The following is a 19,839-nucleotide window of genomic DNA, read 5'->3' on the forward strand; positions in this document are numbered from 1 at the left end:
CGCTCGCGAGAACAGGAGATCTCGCCAGGACAGGACGCTTCGCGCGGGATCGTCCTGTTCTCGCCGGATCTCCTGTTCTCGGCAAGCATCTCAGCCCTGCGCCTTGGCCATCAGGTCGGCGCGCGGGTTCTCCTTCGGCTCGAGGCTCTGGAAGCGCTCGAGCGCCTCACGCGCGGCCTCGTCGAGGTGCGACGGCACGGCCACCTGCACCTCGGCGAGGAGGTCGCCGGTGCCCTTCGCCGTCTCGACACCGCGCCCCTTGACGCGAAGCACGCGCCCGGACGGCGTGCCCGGGGCGACACGCAGCCGCACCGGATCGCCGCCGAGCGTCGGCACCTCGATGGTGGCGCCGAGCGCAGCCTCGGTGAACGTCACCGGCACGGTGACGCGCAGGTTGAGTCCGTCCCGCGTGAACACGGGGTGCGGACGCACGGTGACCTGCACGACGATGTCGCCGTTCTCGCCGCCGTCGGGCGAATGACGCCCGCGGCCGCGCAGCCGGATCTTCTGTCCGTCCGCGACGCCCGCGGGGATCTTCACCTTGAACGGCTTGCCGTCCTCGCCCTGCAGCGTGATGGTCTCGCCCCGGGTCGCCGTGACGAAGTCGATCGTCGTGCGCGCCGTGACGTCGGCACCGCGCGTCGGGCCGCCGAAGCCGCGGTAGCCGCCGCTCGGCTGCCCGAACCGCCCGGAGCCGAACCCGCTGCCGCCCTGCTGCTGGTTGAACATCGCGAAGATGTCGTCGAAGTCCTCGGCGCTCTGATAGCGCGCGCCGCGGCCCTGGTTGAACATCGAGAAGACGTCCTCGAACCCCCCGGCTCCGCCCTGGCCGCCGGCGGTGAAGCGGGCGCCCGAGCCCATCGCGCGGATCTGGTCGTACTCCTTGCGCTGCTCCGCGTCGGAGAGCACCGCATACGCCTCGCTGACCTCCTTGAACTTCGCCTCGGCGGCCGCGTCACCCTGGTTGGAGTCGGGGTGGTACTTCCGCGCGAGCTTGCGATACGTCTTCTTGAGGTCAGCCTCGCTGACGTCCTTCGAGACGCCGAGCACCGAATAGAAGTCCTTGTCGAACCAGTCCTGACTGGCCATGGAGCCTCCTTCGGGTTATTCGGCGGGAACGGCGACGACGACCTTGGCCGGACGCAGCTCCACCGAGCCGAGACGGTAGCCGATCTCGACGACCTCGACGATCGTCTGTTCGGTTGCGCCCGGCGTCGGCACCTGGAAGATCGCCTCGTGCTGCTGCGGGTCGAACGTCTCGCCGGCTGCGCCGTACGTGGTGAGCCCGATGCGCTCGGCGACGCCGCGGAGCTTGTCGGCGATCGCGGCGAACGCCGACCCCTCTTCGAGGTCGCCGTGCTTCTCGGCGCGGTCGAGGTCGTCGAGCACCGGAAGGATGCCCTTCGCGACCGCGCCCTGCGCCCGCTCGATCTCGACCTCGCGCTGCTCCTCGGTGCGGCGGCGGTAGTTGGCGTACTCGGCCTGCAGACGCTTGAGGTCGTTCAGCAGCTGCGACTCGAGGTCCGCGAGCACGGCGTCCTCGGCCGCGGCGTCGGCGTTCTGCGCGGCACCGAGGATGTCGTCGACCGTGAGCTCGTCGTCCTGCCCGTCCTGCGGCGCGGGGCCGGAGGCGTTCGCCTCCGACCCCTCGCCCTCAGGCCGGACCTCTTCGCCGCCGCCCGGCTCTTCGACCGGTTCGGGGTTGTGGTCCTTGTTCGCCATGGTTACTTCGACCCCCCTGAGCCTGCCGAGGGGCTCTCGTCCTCTTCGTCGACGACCTCGGCGTCGACGACGTCCTCGTCGGAGTCCGTCGGAGCCTGACCGTCGCCCGCTGCGCCGGCGGCAGCATCCGGAGCCGCCTGCGAAGCCTGGCTCGACGCGTAGATCGCTTCACCGAGCTTGCCCTGGCTCTGGTTGAGCTTGTCGAACGCGGTCTTCACCGCCTCGTCGTCATCGCCCGCGAGAGCGGTCTTGAGCGCGTCGACGTCGGCCTGGACCTCGGTCTTGACGTCCTCGGGGAGCTTGTCCTCGTTCTCCTTGATGAGCTTCTCGATGGAGTACGAGAGCGTCTCGGCCTGGTTGCGGACCTCGGCGGCCTCGCGACGCTTCTTGTCGTCGGCGGCGTGCTCCTCGGCCTCGCGCACCATGCGCTCGATGTCGTCCTTCGGCAGCGACGAGCCGCCGGTGATCGTCATCGACTGCTCCTTGCCGGTGCCCTTGTCCTTCGCGGACACGTGGACGATGCCGTTCGCGTCGATGTCGAAGGTGACCTCGATCTGCGGGATGCCGCGCGGAGCCGGCGCGATGCCGGTCAGCTCGAAGGTGCCGAGCGGCTTGTTGTCGCGGGTGAACTCGCGCTCGCCCTGGAAGACCTGGATCGCGACCGACGGCTGGTTGTCGTCTGCGGTCGTGAAGGTCTCCGAACGCTTGGTCGGGATGGCGGTGTTGCGCTCGATGAGCTTCGTCATGATGCCGCCCTTGGTCTCGATGCCGAGGCTCAGGGGGGTCACGTCGATGAGGAGGACGTCCTTGCGCTCGCCCTTGAGGACGCCGGCCTGGAGGGCCGCACCGACGGCGACGACCTCGTCCGGGTTCACGCCCTTGTTGGGCTCCTGGCCGCCGGTCTCGCGCTTGACGAGCTCGGACACCGCGGGCATGCGGGTCGAGCCGCCGACGAGCACGACATGGTCGATGTCGCCGACCTTGATGCCGGCCTCGCGGATGACGTCCTCGAAGGGCTTCTTGGTGCGGTCGAGGAGGTCCTTGGTGAGGTCCTCGAACTTCGCGCGCGTGATCGTCTCCGACAGCGACACGGGGCCCGAGTCGGTCAGCGACAGGTACGGCAGGTTCACCGAGGTGCTCGTCGACGAGGAGAGCTCCTTCTTCGCCTGCTCGGCGGCCTCCTTGAGGCGCTGCAGAGCGATCTTGTCGCCCGAGACGTCGACGCCGGTGGTGTCCTTGAACTGCTTGATCAGGTAGTCGACGAGGCGCTGGTCCCAGTCGTCGCCGCCGAGGCGGTTGTCACCGGCGGTCGCGCGCACCTGGATGGTCGAGAAGTCGTCGTCCTTGCCCACCTCGAGGAGGGAGACGTCGAAGGTACCGCCACCGAGGTCGAAGACGAGGATGAGCTCGTCCTCCTTGCCCTTGTCGAGGCCGTAGGCGAGAGCGGCCGCGGTGGGCTCGTTGATGATGCGCAGCACGTTGAGGCCAGAGATCTCGCCCGCCTCCTTGGTGGCCTGGCGCTCGGCGTCGTTGAAGTACGCGGGCACCGTGATGACGGCATCCGTCACCGTGTCGCCCAGGTACTGCTCGGCGTCGCGCTTGAGCTTCTGCAGGATGCGTGCGGAGATCTCCTGCGGCGTCCAGTGCTTGCCGTCGACGTCGAAGCCCCAGTCGGTGCCCATGTGGCGCTTGACTGACGAGACGGTGCGGTCGACGTTGGTGACGGCCTGGCGCTTGGCGGTCTCGCCGACGAGCACCTCGCCGTCCTTGGTGTACGCGACGACCGACGGGGTCGTGCGGAAGCCCTCGGCGTTCGCGATGACCTTGGGCTCGCCGCCCTCGAGGACGCTCACGACCGAGTTGGTCGTACCGAGGTCGATTCCAACAGCACGTGCCATGTGTTTCTCTCCTTCATATGGGCGCAGACGGATGCCGCCACCCGCGGTTACAGGGAAGTCTTCTCGCGGCCCACCATGAGGTTGAGTCGCGATGGCTCAACCATACGCCCGAGGTGCGGCATCCGTCAAATCAAAGTTGATACGAGTCGGCTCAACTTGATTCAGATGGAGTGGGCGAGGGTTTGCAGTCCGATCACCAGCAGACCGAGTGCGAGAAGGATGCCGAGTGCCACCACCTTCTGCCCCCAGTCCAGGTGTGCGCGGCGCACGGCGGCCCAGCCGACGACGGCGAGCGTCACGATGTAGACGATCGTGCAGACCGTGAGGGCGGTGTCGAGATCGAGGATGTCGAGCCACGCCAGCAGGAGCATGATGCCCGGAGTGACCAGCGTGCCGAGCGCCCCTCCCGCGATGCGGAGCTCCATGCCGAACTCGGGGCCGCTCGGGAACTGACGGTGCACGGCGAGGTGCGAGACGACGTCCGACACGAAGCCCGCCGCGGTGATTCCGATCACACCCAGCACGAGGGCGAAGAACGCGTGATCGGGCTCGGCATGCTCGCCGGCGGACACCACCAGCACGATGGCGAGCCCCGTGAAGGTCGCGTACACCCGCTCCTTGAAGTACCGGACGAAGGCGTCCTCCTGACCGCCGAACCCGTCAAGTCGTCGTTGCTGCTTGCGCGAGAGGGAACGGGAGCCGTCGGGGTGCTCTTCGTCGGTCATGCGGTCACCCTAGAGCAGCCGGCACACGGATGCTGCGGCATCAGGCAGCGCTCACCCCTCGTCGCCGACGGCCGGCCTGCACCTGCCCCGCCCACCCTTCGAACCAGCTCGTGTCGGGCAGTCGCGCCAGCAGCGGGCCGGCGATCATCGTGATCAGCACGTATGCGGTGGCGAAGATGGCGAGCGACCTGTCGACTCCGGCACCGACGGCGAGCCCGGCGATCACGATCGAGAACTCCCCGCGGGGCGTGAGCGCGAATCCCGCACGCCATCGGCCGGCCTCTGCGATGCCCGCGGCACGAGCCGCCAGGTATCCGGTGAGGACCTTCGTCGCCATCGTCACGATCGCGAGTGCCGCGGCGGGCAGGAGAAACCGGACGATGTCGGCCGGATCGGTCGACAAGCCGAAGAACAGGAAGAACACCGACGCGAAGAGGTCGCGCAGCGGCGCCAGCAGTCGATGCGCGTGCGCCGCGACGGGTCCCGAGATCGCGATGCCCACGAGGAACGCGCCGACTGCGGCCGACACGTTGGCCTGTGCGGCGAGGCCCGCCACGATGAGCGTGAGCCCGAGCACAGACAGCAGGAGCACCTCCGCGTTGCGGGACCACACAAGGCGAGAGACCGCGTGCCCGTGCCGCAGCGCGACGTAGAGGATGAGCATGACCGCCGCAAGCGAGACGACGACCGTCACCACGGCCGCGCCGGCGTCGAGACCGATGAGCACCGCCATGAGGATCGGCAGGTAGAACGCCATCGCCAGGTCCTCTATGACGAGGATCGACAGCACGACGGGCGTCTCCCGGTTCGCCAGACGCCCCAGATCGTGCAGCATCCTCGCGATCACGCCCGACGACGAGATCCACGTGATCCCCGCCATCGCGAGCGCGGCCACCGGCCCCCAGCCGAGGATGAGCGCGACCAGGGCACCCGGGATCGCGCCCAGCAGCGCGTCGAGCGCCCCGGCACGGCGAGAGCGGCGGAGGTTGCCGAAGAGCTCATCAGCCGTGTACTCCAGCCCCAGCATCAGCAGCAGCAGGATCACGCCGATCTCAGCGCCGACCTCGATGAACTCCTCCCCCGAGCTGAACGGGAGCAGTCCTCCTTCCCCGAAGGCGAGTCCGGCCAGGAGGATGAGGGGGATCGACGAGATGCCGAGCCGTCCCGCGAGCCGACCGAGCAGGGCGATCCCGAGGAGGAGCGCGCCGATCTCGATGAGAACGAGCGCCCCGTGGTCCATGTCACACCCCGTCGATGATCCGCGCGAGATGGTCGAGGCCCTCGGGGGTGCCCACCGCCACGATCGTGTCGCCCACGATCAAGGGATCGAGGGGCCCGGGTGCCGGCATCACCGCGCCACCGCGGACGATCGCCACGATCGAGCACCGGGTCAAAGTCCGCGCCCTCGTATCGCCGAGGGGACGGCCGGCGAACGGGCTGTCCGCACGCAGAGTGATGTTGGCCGTCGACAGGCCGTCGATCTGCTCCCTCAGCCCGGCCAGCTGCGTGAGGATCACGGAGCCCCCGAGCACCTCGGACAGGGCGGTGGCCTCTTCGTCGGTCAACGCGAGCGTCTGCGCGGCACGGTCGGGATCGCGAGCGTCCGCAACGGCGAGTTCGCGACCGCCGTCCCGGAAGGTGATGACCGAGAGCCGGCGACCGGCGCTCGTCTCGAGGTCGTGCCGCACGCCGATCCCGGCGAGCTCGGCACGCTCCACATGCACGGACATGCCCTCATGATGGCACCGCAGGCGAGGTCACGGTGAGGAATCTCCCGCCGGAGCCGCAGCGATCTGGTCACACCGTCAGTGCCGTGAGCAGCGGGCTCATCCGCCCAGGACCCCCTCCGCCGCCTCGTTCGGCTGGGGATCGGGCAGACGCCGCATACGGAACCCGTTCAGGACACCGAGCACCGCCGCGATGATCGGGATGAGCAGCGCGACCTGCAGTGCGATGTGGCGGGCCTCGGTGTTGATGCGGACCACCTCGGCCGAGGCTTCCGGCGGCTCGTCGGCGAGGAGCTGCTCGAGCCCCGTGTTCGACATGAGCTCGGCGTCCTCCTCGAGCACCGTGGCCACCTGCTCCTGCTGTTCGGACGTGAGGACCGTGCTCGAGTACGCGAGCGAGGTGAACGAGGCCGCCAGGGTCGCGAGCATGATGGCGCCGGCGAACGCGAGGCCGAACGACAGGCCGAACGAGCCCGCAGCGGAATTCACGCCCGCGGCCTCGCTGACCCGCTCGTCGGAGATCGGCGACAGCGTGTAGTTGTTGAGCTGCGAGACCAGGAGGCCGAGACCCGACCCCGCGATGATGAGCGGGATGGTCAGGTACCACCCGTTGTCGGCGACGGGGACCAGCGGCACGATCGCGATGAGGCCGACGGCGGCGAGCGAGAAGCCGAGGAGGATGAGGTTCGCGGGACGCCCCTTGGCCCGGCGGCCCGCCCAGATCGCGACCGCGAACATGCTGAGCGACAGCGGCGCGATCGACAGACCTGCCTGCAGGGCGTTGTACTCCAGCACCATCTGCAGATAGAGCGGAAGCACGATCATGGTGCCGCCGAGGGCGATCTGCTGCAGCAGCTGCCCGCTCACGCCGGTGCGGAAGGGTTTCGACGAGAACAGCGCGGGGTCGAGGAGGACCGGCTTGCCCCGCTTCTTGCGCGAGTTGAGCCACCACGCCAGGCCGCCGAGCGCGACGGCGCCGAGGCCGATGATGATGCCGACATAGCCGCCGCCCTCCTGCCAGACCAGGATGCCGAGGACGACGCCGCCCATGCCGATGACCGACAGCGCCGCACCGACGAGGTCGATGGAGCGGTCGCCGGTGTACTTGACGTCCTTCACGAGGCCGGCGCCGAGCAGAACGATCGCGATGATGACCGCCTCGAAGCCGAAGGCGACGCGATACGACCAGAAGGTGGTGATGAAGCCGCCGAGGAGGGGCCCGACGGCAGCCGCGATCGCCGCCGACGCGCCCACCAGCGCATAGACGCGCTTCTGGTGACCGCCGGAGAAGTTGCCGTGGATGAGTGACTGCATGGAGGGGAGGAGAAGGGATGCTCCGATCCCGCCGATCACCGCCCAGAAGATGATGACGGCGGTCAGGCTCTGCGCGAACGTCATCGCCACCGCGCCGACCGCGTAGCCGCACAGGCCCAGGATGTACGCGAGCTTGCGCCCGATGAGGTCGCCGGTCTTGCCGCCGATCAGGATGAATGCTGCAGACACCAGCGCTTCGAGGGCGATCGCGCTCTGCACCCCGCTGGCGGTCGTGCCGAGTTCCTCGACCACCGCCGAGATCGAGACGTTCATGATCGACGTGTCGACCACGAGAACGAACATCGCCATCGCGAGAAGGATCGCAAGACGCCCGTTGAAGGTCGTCTCGGGCGAGGTATCCCCTGTCATGAACGAAGCAAACCACCGCGGCGCGTCCGAGCGCTACTTTGATTCCGCACCAGTTCACCGAAGGGCCCTAGTGTGACCGACATGAGCTCCCCCGCCCCCGGCTCCGACGAGCCCGGCACGCCGTCGACACCCGCCTTTCCGGCGGAATCCGGCGCTTCGTCCGAGCACGTGCTGTCGACCGCCGCCCTCAACACCGGCGGCCTCGACGACACGCCCGTGCCCGGGCGCCGCGTGTTCGCGTGGGCGCTGTGGGACTGGGCGACGCAGCCCTTCAATTCGGTCATCCTCACGTTCGTCTTCGTCTCGCTGTATCTCGTGTCGGATGCCTTCCTGCCGGCCGACATCGCGGCCCAGAACGCGGACGGCGACACGGTGTGCTCGAGCGCGGCGGGCTCGGGCACCGCGTACTGCGGCGCCCTCGCCGATCTGTCGGAGTGGTACGGCTGGGTCACCTTCGCGGCCGGCATCCTGATCCTCCTGCTCGCACCCGTGCTGGGTCAGCGCGCCGACGCGGCGGGCACCAAGAAGCGCTGGGTGGTCGGCGCGACCGCGGTGCTCGCGCTCCTGCAGTTCGCACTCTTCTTCGTGTACTCCGAGCCGCAGTTCTTCTGGCTCGGAGCGATCCTCGTCGCGCTCGGATCCGTCTCCTCCGAGATCGCGGGCGTCAATTACAACGCGATGCTCGTGCAGGTCTCGACGCCGAAGACGATCGGTCGCGTCAGTGGGCTCGGCTGGGGAATGGGCTACATCGGCGGCATCCTCGCGCTCGCCCTCGTCGTCGTGCTCAACACGTTCGACTGGTTCGGCCTCGACGTGTCGGACGGCCTCGCCTACCGCCTCATCGCCGTCGGTGCAGCGGTGTGGACCGTGCTGTTCGCCCTGCCGTTCGTCTTCCTGGTGCCGGAGTCCCCAGCCGATCCCGGCCGCAGGAAGGTCGGGTTCTTCGAGGGCTACGTCGTGCTCGTGCACGACATCGTCGCGCTCTTCCGCGAGCACCGGCCGACCTTCTGGTTCCTCATCGCGAGCGCCGTCTACCGCGACGGCCTCGCGGGCGTCTTCGCATTCGGCGGAGTGCTCGCCGCGGTGTCGTTCGGGTTCAGCGCAACCGAGGTCATCGCGTTCGGCATCGCCCTGAACCTCGTCGCCGGTGTCTCCACGATCATCGCGGGCCGCCTCGACGACCGCTTCGGGGCGCGCGCGGTCATCATCACGGCGCTCACGATCCTCATCGTCAGTGCGCTGTTCGTCTTCTTCCTGCGCGAGGGCGGCAAGCCGGTGTTCTGGGTCGGCGGCATCATCCTGTCGGCCGCCGTCGGCCCGGCGCAGGCGTCGAGCCGATCGCTGCTCGCGCGCGTCACGCCGACCGGGATGCAGGGCGAGGTCTTCGGTCTCTACGCGACCACCGGACGCGTCATGAGCTTCCTGTCGCCGCTGCTGTGGGCGCTCTTCATCGGCTGGTTCGGCGCGACCCACTACGGCATCCTCGGCATCGTGATCGTGCTGCTCGTCGGACTCCTGCTCCTGCTTCCCGTGAAGCTGCGGCCCGAAGACATCGCTCGCTGACGGCCCCGGTCGAATCCTGTCTGCCGCGAGAACCGCGGCATCGGATACCCTCACTCTCGAGCACGATGCGGACGAGGGGTCGTCGCGCACGCGTGCCTCACCTCGCCGAACCCGAGAGGCAACGTGACGACCCCGCCGATCCCGCGCCTGCGCGCTGAACGCGCCGAGCGCCTGCGCGCCGCGCGTCACCGCCGCGCGGTCGGCTACTGGTGGGTACTGATCGCGTGGGTGCTGTCGATATGGATCGGCACGTCGGTCGTGCCCCACGACTGGCTGCACGCGCCGGCGCTCTTCGGCCATCTGGCCTCCGTGATCGTGGGACTCGGGGCCGCCGTGCTGCTCGAGATGAGCGGACTGCTCTGGATGCTGCGCCGCACGTCTCTCGACGACCTCCGCCGCACCGAGCCCCCGGTGACGGCACTGGCATGGCTGGGCATCGCGGGCCTGCTCGCGACGGGCGCGTTCCTCCAGCCCGATCTGTCGCAGCCGCTCACCGCGATCAAGATGCTCGCCGTGCTGGTCGCGGCGATGAACGGCGTGGCCATCACGAGACTGACCGACGAACTCGACCGACTGCCCGGCCGGGCGCGGTTCTCGGCGCTCCCCGGCAGGCTGCGGCTCTGGTGCATCTGGAGCGCGGTCGTGTCGCAGACTGCATGGTGGACCGCGGTCCTGATCGGCATGTTGAACACCGCTTCACGGTGATCTCACGGCGTCCTCGCCCTCGCCTCGCAACATCACTCGGGTTAGGCTCTAGCCACACCGGAACTTGGGACCGGTGCCCCCCGCCCGGCCTAACGGCCGTACCCGCTTTGAGGATCACCCCCCATGCGCGATGGAACGCGCGGCAACGAGGACGTCCCTGGCCCCCGCCGGGGCCAGACCTCCGAGCCGAAGACCGCACCTGAGACATCGGCGTCTTCGCCGACCCCCGCCCCCGCCTTCTCGAGCGCCACCGCGGCGTCGAAGCCGGGGAAGCCGTCCGCGATCGACGAGCGCCGGGAACGCCGTCGCAAGCGTCGCCGACAGGCGATCATCGCGACGACGATCGTCGGCATCGTGGTGCTGGTCGGCTCGATCGGCACCGTGTCGTACGCCATCATCTCGAACCTCGCCGGCACCGAGCAGCCGGCCGTCGCCCCCGCTCCCGAGGCGCCCGCCGTCGCCGAGCCGATCGTCTTCCCCGAGGACGAGCCCGCCGCCACCGCCGGCGCGGAGCCCTGCACGACCGTGCAGGTGCTGTCCTCGTTCGAGAACGCCGAGATGGTCGAGGGGCTCGCCGCCGCCTACAACAGCCAGCCGCGCAACGTCGCGGGCTCGTGCGTGACGGTCACCACGAGCCGCGAGAAATCGGGCGTCGCCGCCACCGCCGTGGCGACCGGCTTCCCGAACCTCGCCGACGATCAGAAACCCACCGTGTGGCTGCCCGACTCGTCGACGTGGGCCGACGTGGCGCAGGCCGATGGCGCGACCAACCTCCGCGCCGAGGGCACGAGCGTCGCGCTCTCCGACATCGTGCTGGCCATGCCCGAGGACCTCGCTGCGGCGATCGGGTGGGATGCCGAAGCGCCGACGTGGGCCGAGATCTTCGAGTCCGCGGGCGACCCCGACCTCTGGAGCGGCCTCGGGCACCCCGAGTGGGGGGCGTTCAAGCTGGGCAAGACGAGCCCGCTGGTCGCGACGAGCGGTGAGGCCGCGATGTTCGCGTCCTACGGCACCGCCGCCGGCTCGATGACGGACTTCACCGTGGCCCAGGTGCAGAACCCCGCCGTGCAGGCGGAGGTGCACGAGAACGAGACGGCGACGAGCCACTACATGGCCACGCCCGAGCACTTCCTCTGGCACGCACGCCAGGCCGAGGCATCCGATTCCGCCGCCGACTTCCTCTCGGCCGTGATCGTCGACGAGAAGTCGGTGTGGGATTACAACCGCGGCATCACGAGCCGCGACGGCATCACCCGCACGCAGGCCGATCCGCCGGCCGAGCAGCTCGTGCCGCTCTACCCCGCCGACGGCTACTACACGGCCGACAATCCCGTCATGCGTCTCACCGGTGGGTGGGTCGACCCGGTCGAATCGGAGGCGGCGGCCGACTTCATCCGCTTCACGCATACCGCGCAGGGCCAGGCGGCCGTGCGCGCCGCGGGCTACCGCGACCTCAACCGCGACCTCGACGAGGGCGTCCAGCAGGTCGGGCAGCTGGACGGTGAGCAGGGCGGCATGCTCGCCTTCCCCGGCGCCGACGTCGTGACCGCGGTTCAGGCGTCGTTCCCCGAGGTCCGCAAGCGCGCGAACGTGCTGTTCCTCCTCGACGTGTCGGGATCGATGGACGAGCCCATCTCGGCGAGCGACACGAAGCTCACCCAGGCGCGCAAGGCGATCGAAGCCGCCCTCGGCCACTTCACGAACGGCGACGACGTCGGTCTCGCCGCCTTCGCACAGGCACCTGACGGCGCGATGGTGCCGGGTCTCGTGTCGCCGGTCTCCGACATCGGCTCGTCACGCGACGGCTTCCTCGGCGCGCTCGGCGGGATCACCTCGATGGGCGACACCCCGCTCTACCAGGCGGTCGACACCTTCGCGGCACAGCAGGCGGCGTCGTGGTCGAGCGACCACATCAACGCCATCGTGCTGCTCTCGGACGGCGAGAACGACACCCCGAACGCCCCGACCATCGGCGCCGACCAGATGCTCGCGAACCTGAAGGACATGCACCACGCGACGCCGGTGCTCATCTTCACGCTCGCCTACGGCGCCGACGCCGACGTGGCGACGCTGCAGTCCATCTCGAGCGCGACGGGCGCGCACTACTACGACGCGACCGACCCGTCGAAGCTCGAGGCCGTGCTCGGCGATCTCGTCACCAGCTTCTGACCTCACCTGCTCGCCTGTCACGATCTGCCGCTCGCGCCGGCACATCGTGACAGGCGAACGTCAGTTGGCGCCCGGCCAGGAATCGGCGAGCTTCGTCAGCAGGCGTGCGAGTTCGGCGCGCTCAGCGTCGGTGAAGGCCGCGAGCGCCGCGTCGATCGCCTCACGCCGCTCGCCGCGGAAGCCGCGCACCAGGCGCGTCCCGGCGTCCGTCAGCGCGACGCGCGTGCGGCGGGCGTCGTCGGGGTCGGCCTCGCGCCGCACCAGATCGAGTTGGACGGCCTGCTGCACGAGGCGCGACGCCCGCGGCTGATCGACGCCCACGGCGTCGGCGATCTCCCCCACCGAGAGGGGGTGGGATGCTGCGGCCAGCGCCTCGAGGAGCCTCATACGTGCCGGTCCGCCGAAGCGCCCGCCCCCGGCCCACGGTGGTGCCCCGAAACCGCCGGGTCCCCCGCGACCCCACGGACCGCCACGGCCTGCGAAGCCGTGGGTCGTGCCGTCTGGGTGGATGTGCTCTGACCCATCGGCCGCGTGCCCATGCGGACCGGCGTGGCCATGTGCGTGCGGGCCCGCGGAGTGCGGGCCGGGGCCCTCCATCCACGGCGGACGAGGGCCTCGTCGTCCGCGGAGGCGGGCGAGGGCGGCGGCGATCGCCTCGGACGGGTCGTCGGGAGTGGGCGGCATCCCTCCAATGTACATGCCACTTGACATGCATCTTTGATACATGTCACACTGCATGTACATGCACTTCGACATGTATCACCTGGCGGCCCTTCGAGCCGCCCTCGAAAGGACTTCCTCATGAACGACATCAACGACAACGAAGAGAACGACACCACCCGCCACGCCGACATGCGGCCGCTCGGCTACTGGCTGCGCGCGGTCGACACCCTGTTGACGCGCCGGTTCGCATCGGCGCTCCAGGCCGAGGGCATCACGCGCCGCGACTGGATGATTCTGAACGTGCTGTCAGGCGACATCGACGCCCCTGGGTTCCGCGAGCGTCTCGCTCGCAAGGGCAAGCGTCTGCGCGGCCTCGAGGAGCGCGGCTGGGCCGAGGAGCAGGGCGACGGAACGTGGGCCCTGACCGACTTCGGCCGCTCCGAGAAGGAGCGCATCGGCGCGATCGTCGACGACATCCGCACCCGTGTGGTCGCCGCCGTCGGAGACGACGAGGCCTATGCGGCCCTCACCGGCTCGCTCGAGGCGATCGCCCGGGAGCTCGGCTGGGATGAGAACACCACCGTTCCCGAGCGCGGCTTCGGTGGCTTCGGGCGCCCCGGCTTCCGTCCGGACTTCGGCCCCGGCTTCCGTCCGGACTTCGGCCCCGGCATGCGTCCGGGCTTCGGCCCCGGCTTCGGCGGGCGTCCGCGCCCGTTCGACCGAGACGTGCACGACGGCTACGGCCGCAATCGTCACCGCGGTTTCGGTCCCGGGCGCCCCGGCCACGCTGCCGAGCGCTTCGACGAGCCCATGCGCGGCTACGGAGACGACGGATGCCACGGCCACCACCCGCACGCCGGTCACAGCCACCACGACCATGAGGCCCACGTCCACCCGCACGGCGACCGCGGTCACCGCGGCGGTCACCCCAGTCACGGTCGCGGCGACAACGGCGGACGCCGCACCCAGCAGGCGTACGAGCGCGGTTTCGACGCCGGCTTCGCACGCGGCCGGGAGTCCGGCGCGGCCTGAGCCGCAGCATCCGTCCCCCCGAACGGTGGTCCCCGCACACGCTGGGACCACCCTTCGGTTTTTCCGCGTCCTCAGTTGAGGAGCAGTGCCGAGATGCGGAGCCACACCTTCCGATCGCTCCTCATCTCGGCCGAGACCCTCAACTGAGGATTCGAGCTCAGACCCTCAACTGAGGATTCGAGCTCAGACCCTCAACTGAGGATTCGGGCTCAGACCCTCAACTGAGGATGCAGGGGCACCCACACCGACGACGCCGTCACACGCGTGACACAAGCCCGGGGCACAATGGGCCCGTGACCACTGCGCCCGCGCTCCTCGCCATCTCGCACGGAACGTCGTCGCCCGCAGGGCAGGCGGCGGTCGCGGCGCTGGTGGATGCCGTCGCACGACGCCTCCCCGACGTCACGGTGCGGCTCGGGCACGTGGACGTGCAGCAGCCGGATGTCGCAGCATCCCTCGACGCGATCCCGGAGGGGACGCCCGTCGTGATCGTCCCGCTGCTGCTCTCGGCGGGATATCACGTGCGGGTCGACCTCATCGAGCAGTCCGCGGGGCGGGACCGCGTCGTGATCGCCCCGGCGCTCGGTCCGGATCCGCGCCTCGTGGACGCACTGATCGCTCGTCTGGAACCCCTCGACCCGGAAGACGCCCTCGTGCTCGCGGTGGCGGGATCCACCGACGACCGCGCGAACGAGGACTGCCGCGAGGTCGGACGGATGCTGGGCGCCAGACTCGGCCGAGACGTCACGGTCGGCTTCCTCGCGGCGGCAGACCCGCGCGTCGATGTCGCGGTCGCCCAGGTCGGCGCGCATGCCCGCCGCGTCGTCGTCGCCGACTACCTTCTCGCCCCGGGCTACTTCCACGACCTCGCCGTGCGGCTCGCCGCAGGTGCTCCCGTCGCGCCGCCCCTGCTCGGCGCCGATGAGCCGCCGGCATCCCTCGTCGACATCGTCGTCGATCGCTACAGCGAAGCCGCGAGGTAATCGCCGAGTCCACGATGGCCGCACTCGCAACTGTATGACGCCCCGTTACGTCGGTTAACGCCTCTTGACGCTCGGATAGGTCTCACGCGCGACCGCTTCTAGATTCGCGGAATGGACTCGATAGGGTCCCGCCCGGGGGACGCCCCGGGATTCACCCCGGAGGCCATCTTGACCATCAGCGACACCGAAGCGCGCGAAGCCGCAGAGCGCCCGCGCGCGGCCGTGCGCCCGCCCCGCGCGTCGTCGAAGCCGAACGGCCAGTGGAAGGTCGACGGCACCACCCCGCTCAACGGCAACGAGGAGTGGAAGCAGGTCGACAACGGCCTGAGCGTGCGCGACCGCATCGAGAACGTCTACTCGCAGGGCGGCTTCGCCTCGATCGACCCCACCGACCTGCACGGCCGGTTCCGCGTCTGGGGCCTCTACACCCAGCGCAAGCCCGGAATCGACGGCGGCCGTACCGCGACCCTGACCCCCGAAGAGCTCGAGGACGAGTACTTCATGATGCGCGTGCGCATCGACGGCGGCCAGCTCACCACCGAACAGCTGCGCGTCATCGCGGGCATCTCGACCGACTTCGCGCGCGACACCGCCGACCTCACCGATCGCCAGAACGTGCAGCTGCACTGGGTGCGCGTCGAGGACGTGCCCGAGATCTGGCGCCGCCTCGAGGCCGTCGGCCTCGGCACGACCGAGGCGTGCGGCGACGTGCCCCGTGTCATCCTCGGGTCGCCCGTCGCCGGCATCTCGGCCGACGAGCTCATCGACCCGACCGCGCAGATCGACGAGATCACGTCGCGGTTCATCGGCGACGAGTCGCTGGCCAACCTGCCCCGCAAGTTCAAGTCCGCGATCACCGGCCACCCGAGCCAGGACGTCGTGCACGAGATCAACGACGTCGCATTCGTCGCGGTCGCGCACCCCGAGCTGGGAATCGGCTACGACCTGTGGGTCGGCGGCGGCCTCTCGACCACTCCGCGCCTCGCGGAGCGCCTCGGCGTCTTCGTCTCGCCGGAGCGGGTCGCCGATGCCTGGCACGCCGTCGCGCAGATCTTCCGCGACTACGGCTACCGGCGCCTGCGCAACAAGGCGCGGCTGAAGTTCCTGCTCGCCGAGTGGGGCGCCGAGAAGTTCCGCCAGGTGCTGCAGGACGAGTACCTCGGCTACGCCCTGCCCGACGGTCCCGCCGCCCCGAAGCCCCTCACGCAGGGCGACCACGTCGGAGTGCACAAGCAGAAGGACGGTCGCTTCTACATCGGCGCGACGCCGATCGTCGGCCGCGTCTCGGGCACGACGCTCGCGAAGATCGCCGACCTGCTCGAAGCCCACGGCTCGACGCGGCTGCGCACCACGCCGCATCAGAAGCTCGTCTTCCTCGACATCGCCGAGGACGACGTCGAGCCTTTCATCGCGGGCCTCGACGAACTGGGCCTGTCGGCCCGTCCGAGCCTCATCCGCCGCGGCACGATCGCCTGCACCGGCATCGAGTTCTGCAAGCTCGCGATCGTCGAGACGAAGGCCTACGCGACGGCGGCGGTGCTCGACCTCGAGAAGCGCCTCGAGCAGTTCGAGCTGCCGCATCCGATCTCGCTCCACGTCAACGGCTGCCCCAACTCGTGCGCGCGCATCCAGACCGCCGACATCGGCCTCAAGGGCCAGCTCGTCACGATCGACGGCGAGCAGGTGCCGGGCTACCAGGTGCACCTCGGCGGTGGGCTCGTGGGCGCCGACCGCGACGACGCCGGCCTCGGCCGCACCGTGCGCGGCCTCAAGGTCGCCGCCGACGGCATCGCCGACTACACCGAGCGCGTCGTCAAGCGCTTCCTCGCCGACCGCGACGTGGCCGCCGACGAGACGTTCGCCCAGTGGGCCCACCGTGCCGAAGAGGAGGCACTCCAGTGACCGTCTCGCTCGCTCCCCGCGTCGCCGTCAAGCGCACGCACGAAGAGCTCGCCGCCCTCGCCGAACAGGGCAACGTCGAGCTCGGCAGCCTGACCGACCACGAGGCATCCGCCGCGGAGGTCATCGCCTGGGTCGCGCGCAACTTCTCGATGGCCTCCGCCGCCGTCGCGTGCTCGATGGCCGACGCCGCCCTCCCCCACCTGGTGGCCGAGCAGCTGCCCGGCGTCGACGTGCTCTTCCTCGACACCGGGTACCACTTCACGGAGACGTACGCGACGCGCGACGAGGTGCAGCGCGCGCTCGACGTGCGGATCGTCGACATCACGCCCGACCAGACCGTCGCGGAGCAGGACAGCGAGTTCGGCGCGAAGCTCTTCGAACGCGACGCCGGCCTGTGCTGCGCGCGTCGCAAGGTCGCGCCCCTGCAGGACGCCCTGGGCGGCTACGAGGTGTGGTTCACGGGTGTGCGCCGCGACGAGGCGCCGACCCGCACGAACACGCCACTCGTGACATGGGACGAGCGCAACGGCCTGGTGAAGGTGAACCCGGTCGCCGCGTGGAGCTTCGACGACGTGCTCGAGTACGCCGCCGCACACAAGGCGCCGGTGAATCTGCTGGTCGGGTTCGGGTACCCCTCGATCGGCTGCGAGCCGTGCACCAGGCCGGTCGCGCCCGGCGAAGACCCTCGATCCGGCCGCTGGGCCGGCTCCTCGAAGACCGAATGCGGGCTCCACGAATGACCCTCTCGAACACTCAGGACGTTTCGACTCGCTCGTTCCTCGCTCGCTCGACGACCGGGGAGAGCGCGCTGTCGACGCTCGACCTGCTCGAGGCCGAGGCGATCCACGTCATCCGCGAGGTCGTCGCCGAGTTCGAGCGGCCCGTGCTGCTGTTCTCCGGCGGCAAGGACTCCGTCGTCGTGCTCCACCTCGCCACCAAGGCGTTCGCGCCGGGCAAGGTGCCCTTCCCGGTGCTGCACGTCGACACCGGCCACAACTTCCCCGAGGTCCTCGCCTTCCGCGACGAGACCGTCGAGCGCCTCGGCATCCGTCTCGAAGTGGCCCGCGTGCAGGACTACATCGACGACGGCCGCCTGCAGGAGCGCGCCGACGGCACCCGCAACCCGCTGCAGACGCTGCCGCTGCTCGACGCGATCGCCGCCGGCCGCCACGACGCCGTCTTCGGCGGCGCGCGGCGCGACGAGGACAAGGCCCGTGCCAAGGAGCGCATCATCTCGCTGCGCGACGAATTCGGCCAGTGGGACCCGCGCAACCAGCGCCCCGAGCTCTGGAGCCTCTACAACGGTCGCCACACGCCAGGCCAGCACGTGCGCGCGTTCCCGATCTCGAACTGGACCGAGCTCGACGTCTGGCGCTACATCGAGCGCGAGGGCATCGCGCTGCCGCCCCTGTACTTCGCGCACGAGCGCGACGTGTACGCCCGCGACGGCATGTGGCGCCCCGTCGGCCCGTTCTCGCCGCCGCGCGAGAACGAGACCGTCGAGCGCCGCACGGTGCGCTATCGGACGGTCGGCGACATGAGCTGCACCGGAGCGGTGGATTCGGATGCTGCGGACCTGGCCGCGATCGTCGCCGAGGTCGCCGTCTCCACCCTGACCGAACGCGGTGCCACGCGCGCCGACGACCGCCTCAGCGAGGCGGCCATGGAGGACCGCAAGAAAGACGGGTACTTCTGAATGTCACTCGATACTCAGAGCGTTTCGACTCGCTCGTTCCTCGCTCGCTCAACGAGCGGGGCGGAAGGCACGCTGTTCCGGTTCGCCACGGCGGGCTCGGTCGATGACGGCAAGTCGACGCTCGTCGGCCGCCTGCTGCACGACTCCAAGGCGATCCTCGCCGACCAGCTCGAGCAGGTCGCGCGCACGTCGGCCGACCGCGGCTTCGCGCACGGCGCCTTCGACTTCGCACTCCTCACCGACGGCCTGCGCGCCGAGCGCGAGCAGGGCATCACGATCGACGTCGCCTACCGCTACTTCTCGACGGGGGCGCGGTCGTTCATCCTCGCCGACTGCCCCGGACACGTGCAGTACACGCGCAACATGGTCACCGGCGCGACGACCGCCGACGCCGTGATCGTGCTCGTCGACGGCCGCAAGGGCGTACTGGAGCAGACGAAGCGCCACCTCGCCGTGGTGGCGCTGCTGCGCGTTCCGCACGTCATCGTCGCGGTCAACAAGATCGACCTCGTCGGCTTCTCACAGGAGACGTTCGCCGGGGTGGCGGCACAAGCCGAGGCCGTCGCGGCCGAGCTGGGCATCGAGGACCTGCACGTCATCCCGGTGTCGGCGCTGGAGGGCGACAACATCGTCGACCGCTCGGAGCGCACGCCCTGGTACGACGGGCCGGCACTGCTCGAGCTGCTCGAGACCCTTCCCGCCGCCGATGACGCCGAGCGCGAGGGCGAGCCGCTGCGTCTGCCGGTGCAGCTCGTGCTGCGCCCGCAGGGTGGCCTCGCCCCCGGCATCGAACCCTCAGAGGCGGAGCGGCTGCGCGACTACCGCGCCGTCGCCGGCCGCATCTCGAGCGGCGTCGTGCGCGTGGGCGACCGGGTCGAGATCTTTCCGGGGGGATCGACCACCACGGTCACCGGCATCCGCGTCGCAGGTGCCGAGGTCGAGGAGGCGACGGCTCCGCAGTCCATCTCGCTCGAGTTCGACCGCGACATCGACACCGCGCGCGGAGCCCTCGTCGGCGCCGCCGGCACGCTTCCCGCGGGGCGTCGCGAGTTCGATGCCGAGCTCTTCCAGCTCGACGCGCGGACGCTGACGCCCGGCATCCGTGTGCTGGTGAAGCACGGCACCGCGACGGTGCAGGCCATCGTCGCGCAGATCGAGTCGCGCTACGACCTCGACGCGCTCACGCACGAGCCGGCGCAGACGCTCGAGACCAATGACATCGGCCGCGTGCGGCTGCGGCTGGCGGCAGACCTGCCGCTCGAGCCGTACGCCACCAGCCGCCACGGGGGCTCGTTCCTCGTGATCCATCCGTCCGACGGCGCGACTCTCGCCGCCGGGATCGTGCGCGACTGAACCCGTCCGCACCTCATC

17 protein-coding genes are annotated in these 19,839 nt (G+C 69.9%); 9 read left to right on the plus strand and 8 right to left on the minus strand.

Translation table 11 applies throughout. The features are described 5' to 3' along the window. Positions 1-90 precede the first annotated feature (90 nt). The 7 genes from MRBLWH3_RS03220 to MRBLWH3_RS03250 form a co-directional block, all read right to left on the minus strand. The gene (locus MRBLWH3_RS03220; protein ID WP_363428657.1) at positions 91-1,089 is read right to left on the minus strand and encodes a DnaJ C-terminal domain-containing protein; all 999 of its coding nucleotides are present in this window, start codon (positions 1,087-1,089) and stop codon (positions 91-93) included. A 15-nt stretch (positions 1,090-1,104) separates the two neighbouring features. Then, the gene (locus MRBLWH3_RS03225) at positions 1,105-1,722 is read right to left on the minus strand and encodes a nucleotide exchange factor GrpE (RefSeq protein ID WP_363428659.1); all 618 of its coding nucleotides are present in this window, start codon (positions 1,720-1,722) and stop codon (positions 1,105-1,107) included. Between the two features lie 2 nt (positions 1,723-1,724). Next, positions 1,725-3,620: a molecular chaperone DnaK gene (gene dnaK, locus MRBLWH3_RS03230; RefSeq protein ID WP_363428661.1), complete on the minus strand. Its 1,896-nt coding sequence runs from the start codon at positions 3,618-3,620 to the stop codon at positions 1,725-1,727. Positions 3,621-3,781: 161 nt separating this feature from the next. Continuing rightward, positions 3,782-4,345, minus strand: coding sequence for a hypothetical protein (locus tag MRBLWH3_RS03235; protein ID WP_363428663.1), 564 nt, complete (start codon positions 4,343-4,345; stop codon positions 3,782-3,784). 40 nt (positions 4,346-4,385) lie between these two features. Continuing rightward, positions 4,386-5,585, minus strand: coding sequence for a cation:proton antiporter (locus tag MRBLWH3_RS03240; protein ID WP_363428665.1), 1,200 nt, complete (start codon positions 5,583-5,585; stop codon positions 4,386-4,388). Position 5,586: 1 nt separating this feature from the next. Then, positions 5,587-6,075 carry a cation:proton antiporter regulatory subunit gene (locus MRBLWH3_RS03245; RefSeq protein WP_363428667.1) on the minus strand — a complete coding sequence of 163 codons (489 nt, stop codon included), beginning with the start codon at positions 6,073-6,075 and terminating at the stop codon, positions 5,587-5,589. Between the two features lie 96 nt (positions 6,076-6,171). Then, positions 6,172-7,755, minus strand: a complete 1,584-nt coding sequence (locus tag MRBLWH3_RS03250) for an MFS transporter (RefSeq protein ID WP_363428669.1) — start codon at positions 7,753-7,755, stop codon at positions 6,172-6,174. 81 nt (positions 7,756-7,836) lie between these two features. On the opposite strand from MRBLWH3_RS03250, the gene MRBLWH3_RS03255 reads away from it, so the two are divergent. The 3 genes from MRBLWH3_RS03255 to MRBLWH3_RS03265 all read left to right on the plus strand — a co-directional run bounded on the left by MRBLWH3_RS03255 (position 7,837) and on the right by MRBLWH3_RS03265 (position 12,192). After that, positions 7,837-9,318 (plus strand): MFS transporter, encoded by a 1,482-nt coding sequence (locus MRBLWH3_RS03255; RefSeq protein WP_363428671.1) that lies wholly within the window; start codon positions 7,837-7,839, stop codon positions 9,316-9,318. Positions 9,319-9,441: 123 nt separating this feature from the next. Continuing rightward, positions 9,442-10,023 (plus strand): hypothetical protein, encoded by a 582-nt coding sequence (locus MRBLWH3_RS03260; RefSeq protein ID WP_363428673.1) that lies wholly within the window; start codon positions 9,442-9,444, stop codon positions 10,021-10,023. Between the two features lie 123 nt (positions 10,024-10,146). Then, the gene (locus MRBLWH3_RS03265; RefSeq protein WP_363428675.1) at positions 10,147-12,192 is read left to right on the plus strand and encodes a vWA domain-containing protein; all 2,046 of its coding nucleotides are present in this window, start codon (positions 10,147-10,149) and stop codon (positions 12,190-12,192) included. 60 nt (positions 12,193-12,252) lie between these two features. Here the strand turns inward: MRBLWH3_RS03265 and MRBLWH3_RS03270 are convergent, their stop codons facing one another. Then, complete coding sequence (locus tag MRBLWH3_RS03270) at positions 12,253-12,579, minus strand: MarR family winged helix-turn-helix transcriptional regulator (RefSeq protein WP_363428677.1); 327 nt, start codon at positions 12,577-12,579, stop codon at positions 12,253-12,255. 414 nt (positions 12,580-12,993) lie between these two features. Here MRBLWH3_RS03270 and MRBLWH3_RS03275 point away from each other — a divergent pair, with 414 nt between their 5' ends. The 6 genes from MRBLWH3_RS03275 (at position 12,994) to MRBLWH3_RS03300 (ending at position 19,821) form a co-directional block, all read left to right on the plus strand. After that, entirely contained in the window at positions 12,994-13,887 is an 894-nt protein-coding gene (locus tag MRBLWH3_RS03275) for a hypothetical protein (RefSeq protein WP_363428679.1), read from the plus strand. Positions 13,888-14,180: 293 nt separating this feature from the next. Continuing rightward, complete coding sequence (locus MRBLWH3_RS03280; RefSeq protein ID WP_363428681.1) at positions 14,181-14,870, plus strand: sirohydrochlorin chelatase; 690 nt, start codon at positions 14,181-14,183, stop codon at positions 14,868-14,870. A 168-nt stretch (positions 14,871-15,038) separates the two neighbouring features. Further along, on the plus strand, positions 15,039-16,772 hold the full coding sequence (locus MRBLWH3_RS03285) for a nitrite/sulfite reductase (protein WP_363428683.1): 1,734 nt from the start codon (positions 15,039-15,041) through the stop codon (positions 16,770-16,772). Continuing rightward, complete coding sequence (locus MRBLWH3_RS03290; RefSeq protein WP_363428685.1) at positions 16,769-17,512, plus strand: phosphoadenylyl-sulfate reductase; 744 nt, start codon at positions 16,769-16,771, stop codon at positions 17,510-17,512. The genes MRBLWH3_RS03285 and MRBLWH3_RS03290 overlap by 4 nt, the downstream gene beginning before the upstream one ends. Beyond that, the gene (cysD, locus tag MRBLWH3_RS03295; RefSeq protein ID WP_363428687.1) at positions 17,509-18,468 is read left to right on the plus strand and encodes a sulfate adenylyltransferase subunit CysD; all 960 of its coding nucleotides are present in this window, start codon (positions 17,509-17,511) and stop codon (positions 18,466-18,468) included. Before MRBLWH3_RS03290 ends, cysD begins: the two co-directional genes overlap by 4 nt. Then, positions 18,469-19,821, plus strand: coding sequence for a sulfate adenylyltransferase subunit 1 (locus MRBLWH3_RS03300; RefSeq protein WP_363428689.1), 1,353 nt, complete (start codon positions 18,469-18,471; stop codon positions 19,819-19,821). Positions 19,822-19,839 lie beyond the last annotated feature (18 nt).

The organism is Microbacterium sp. LWH3-1.2, assembly GCF_040675855.1.
Classification (GTDB): Bacteria; Actinomycetota; Actinomycetes; order Actinomycetales; family Microbacteriaceae; genus Microbacterium.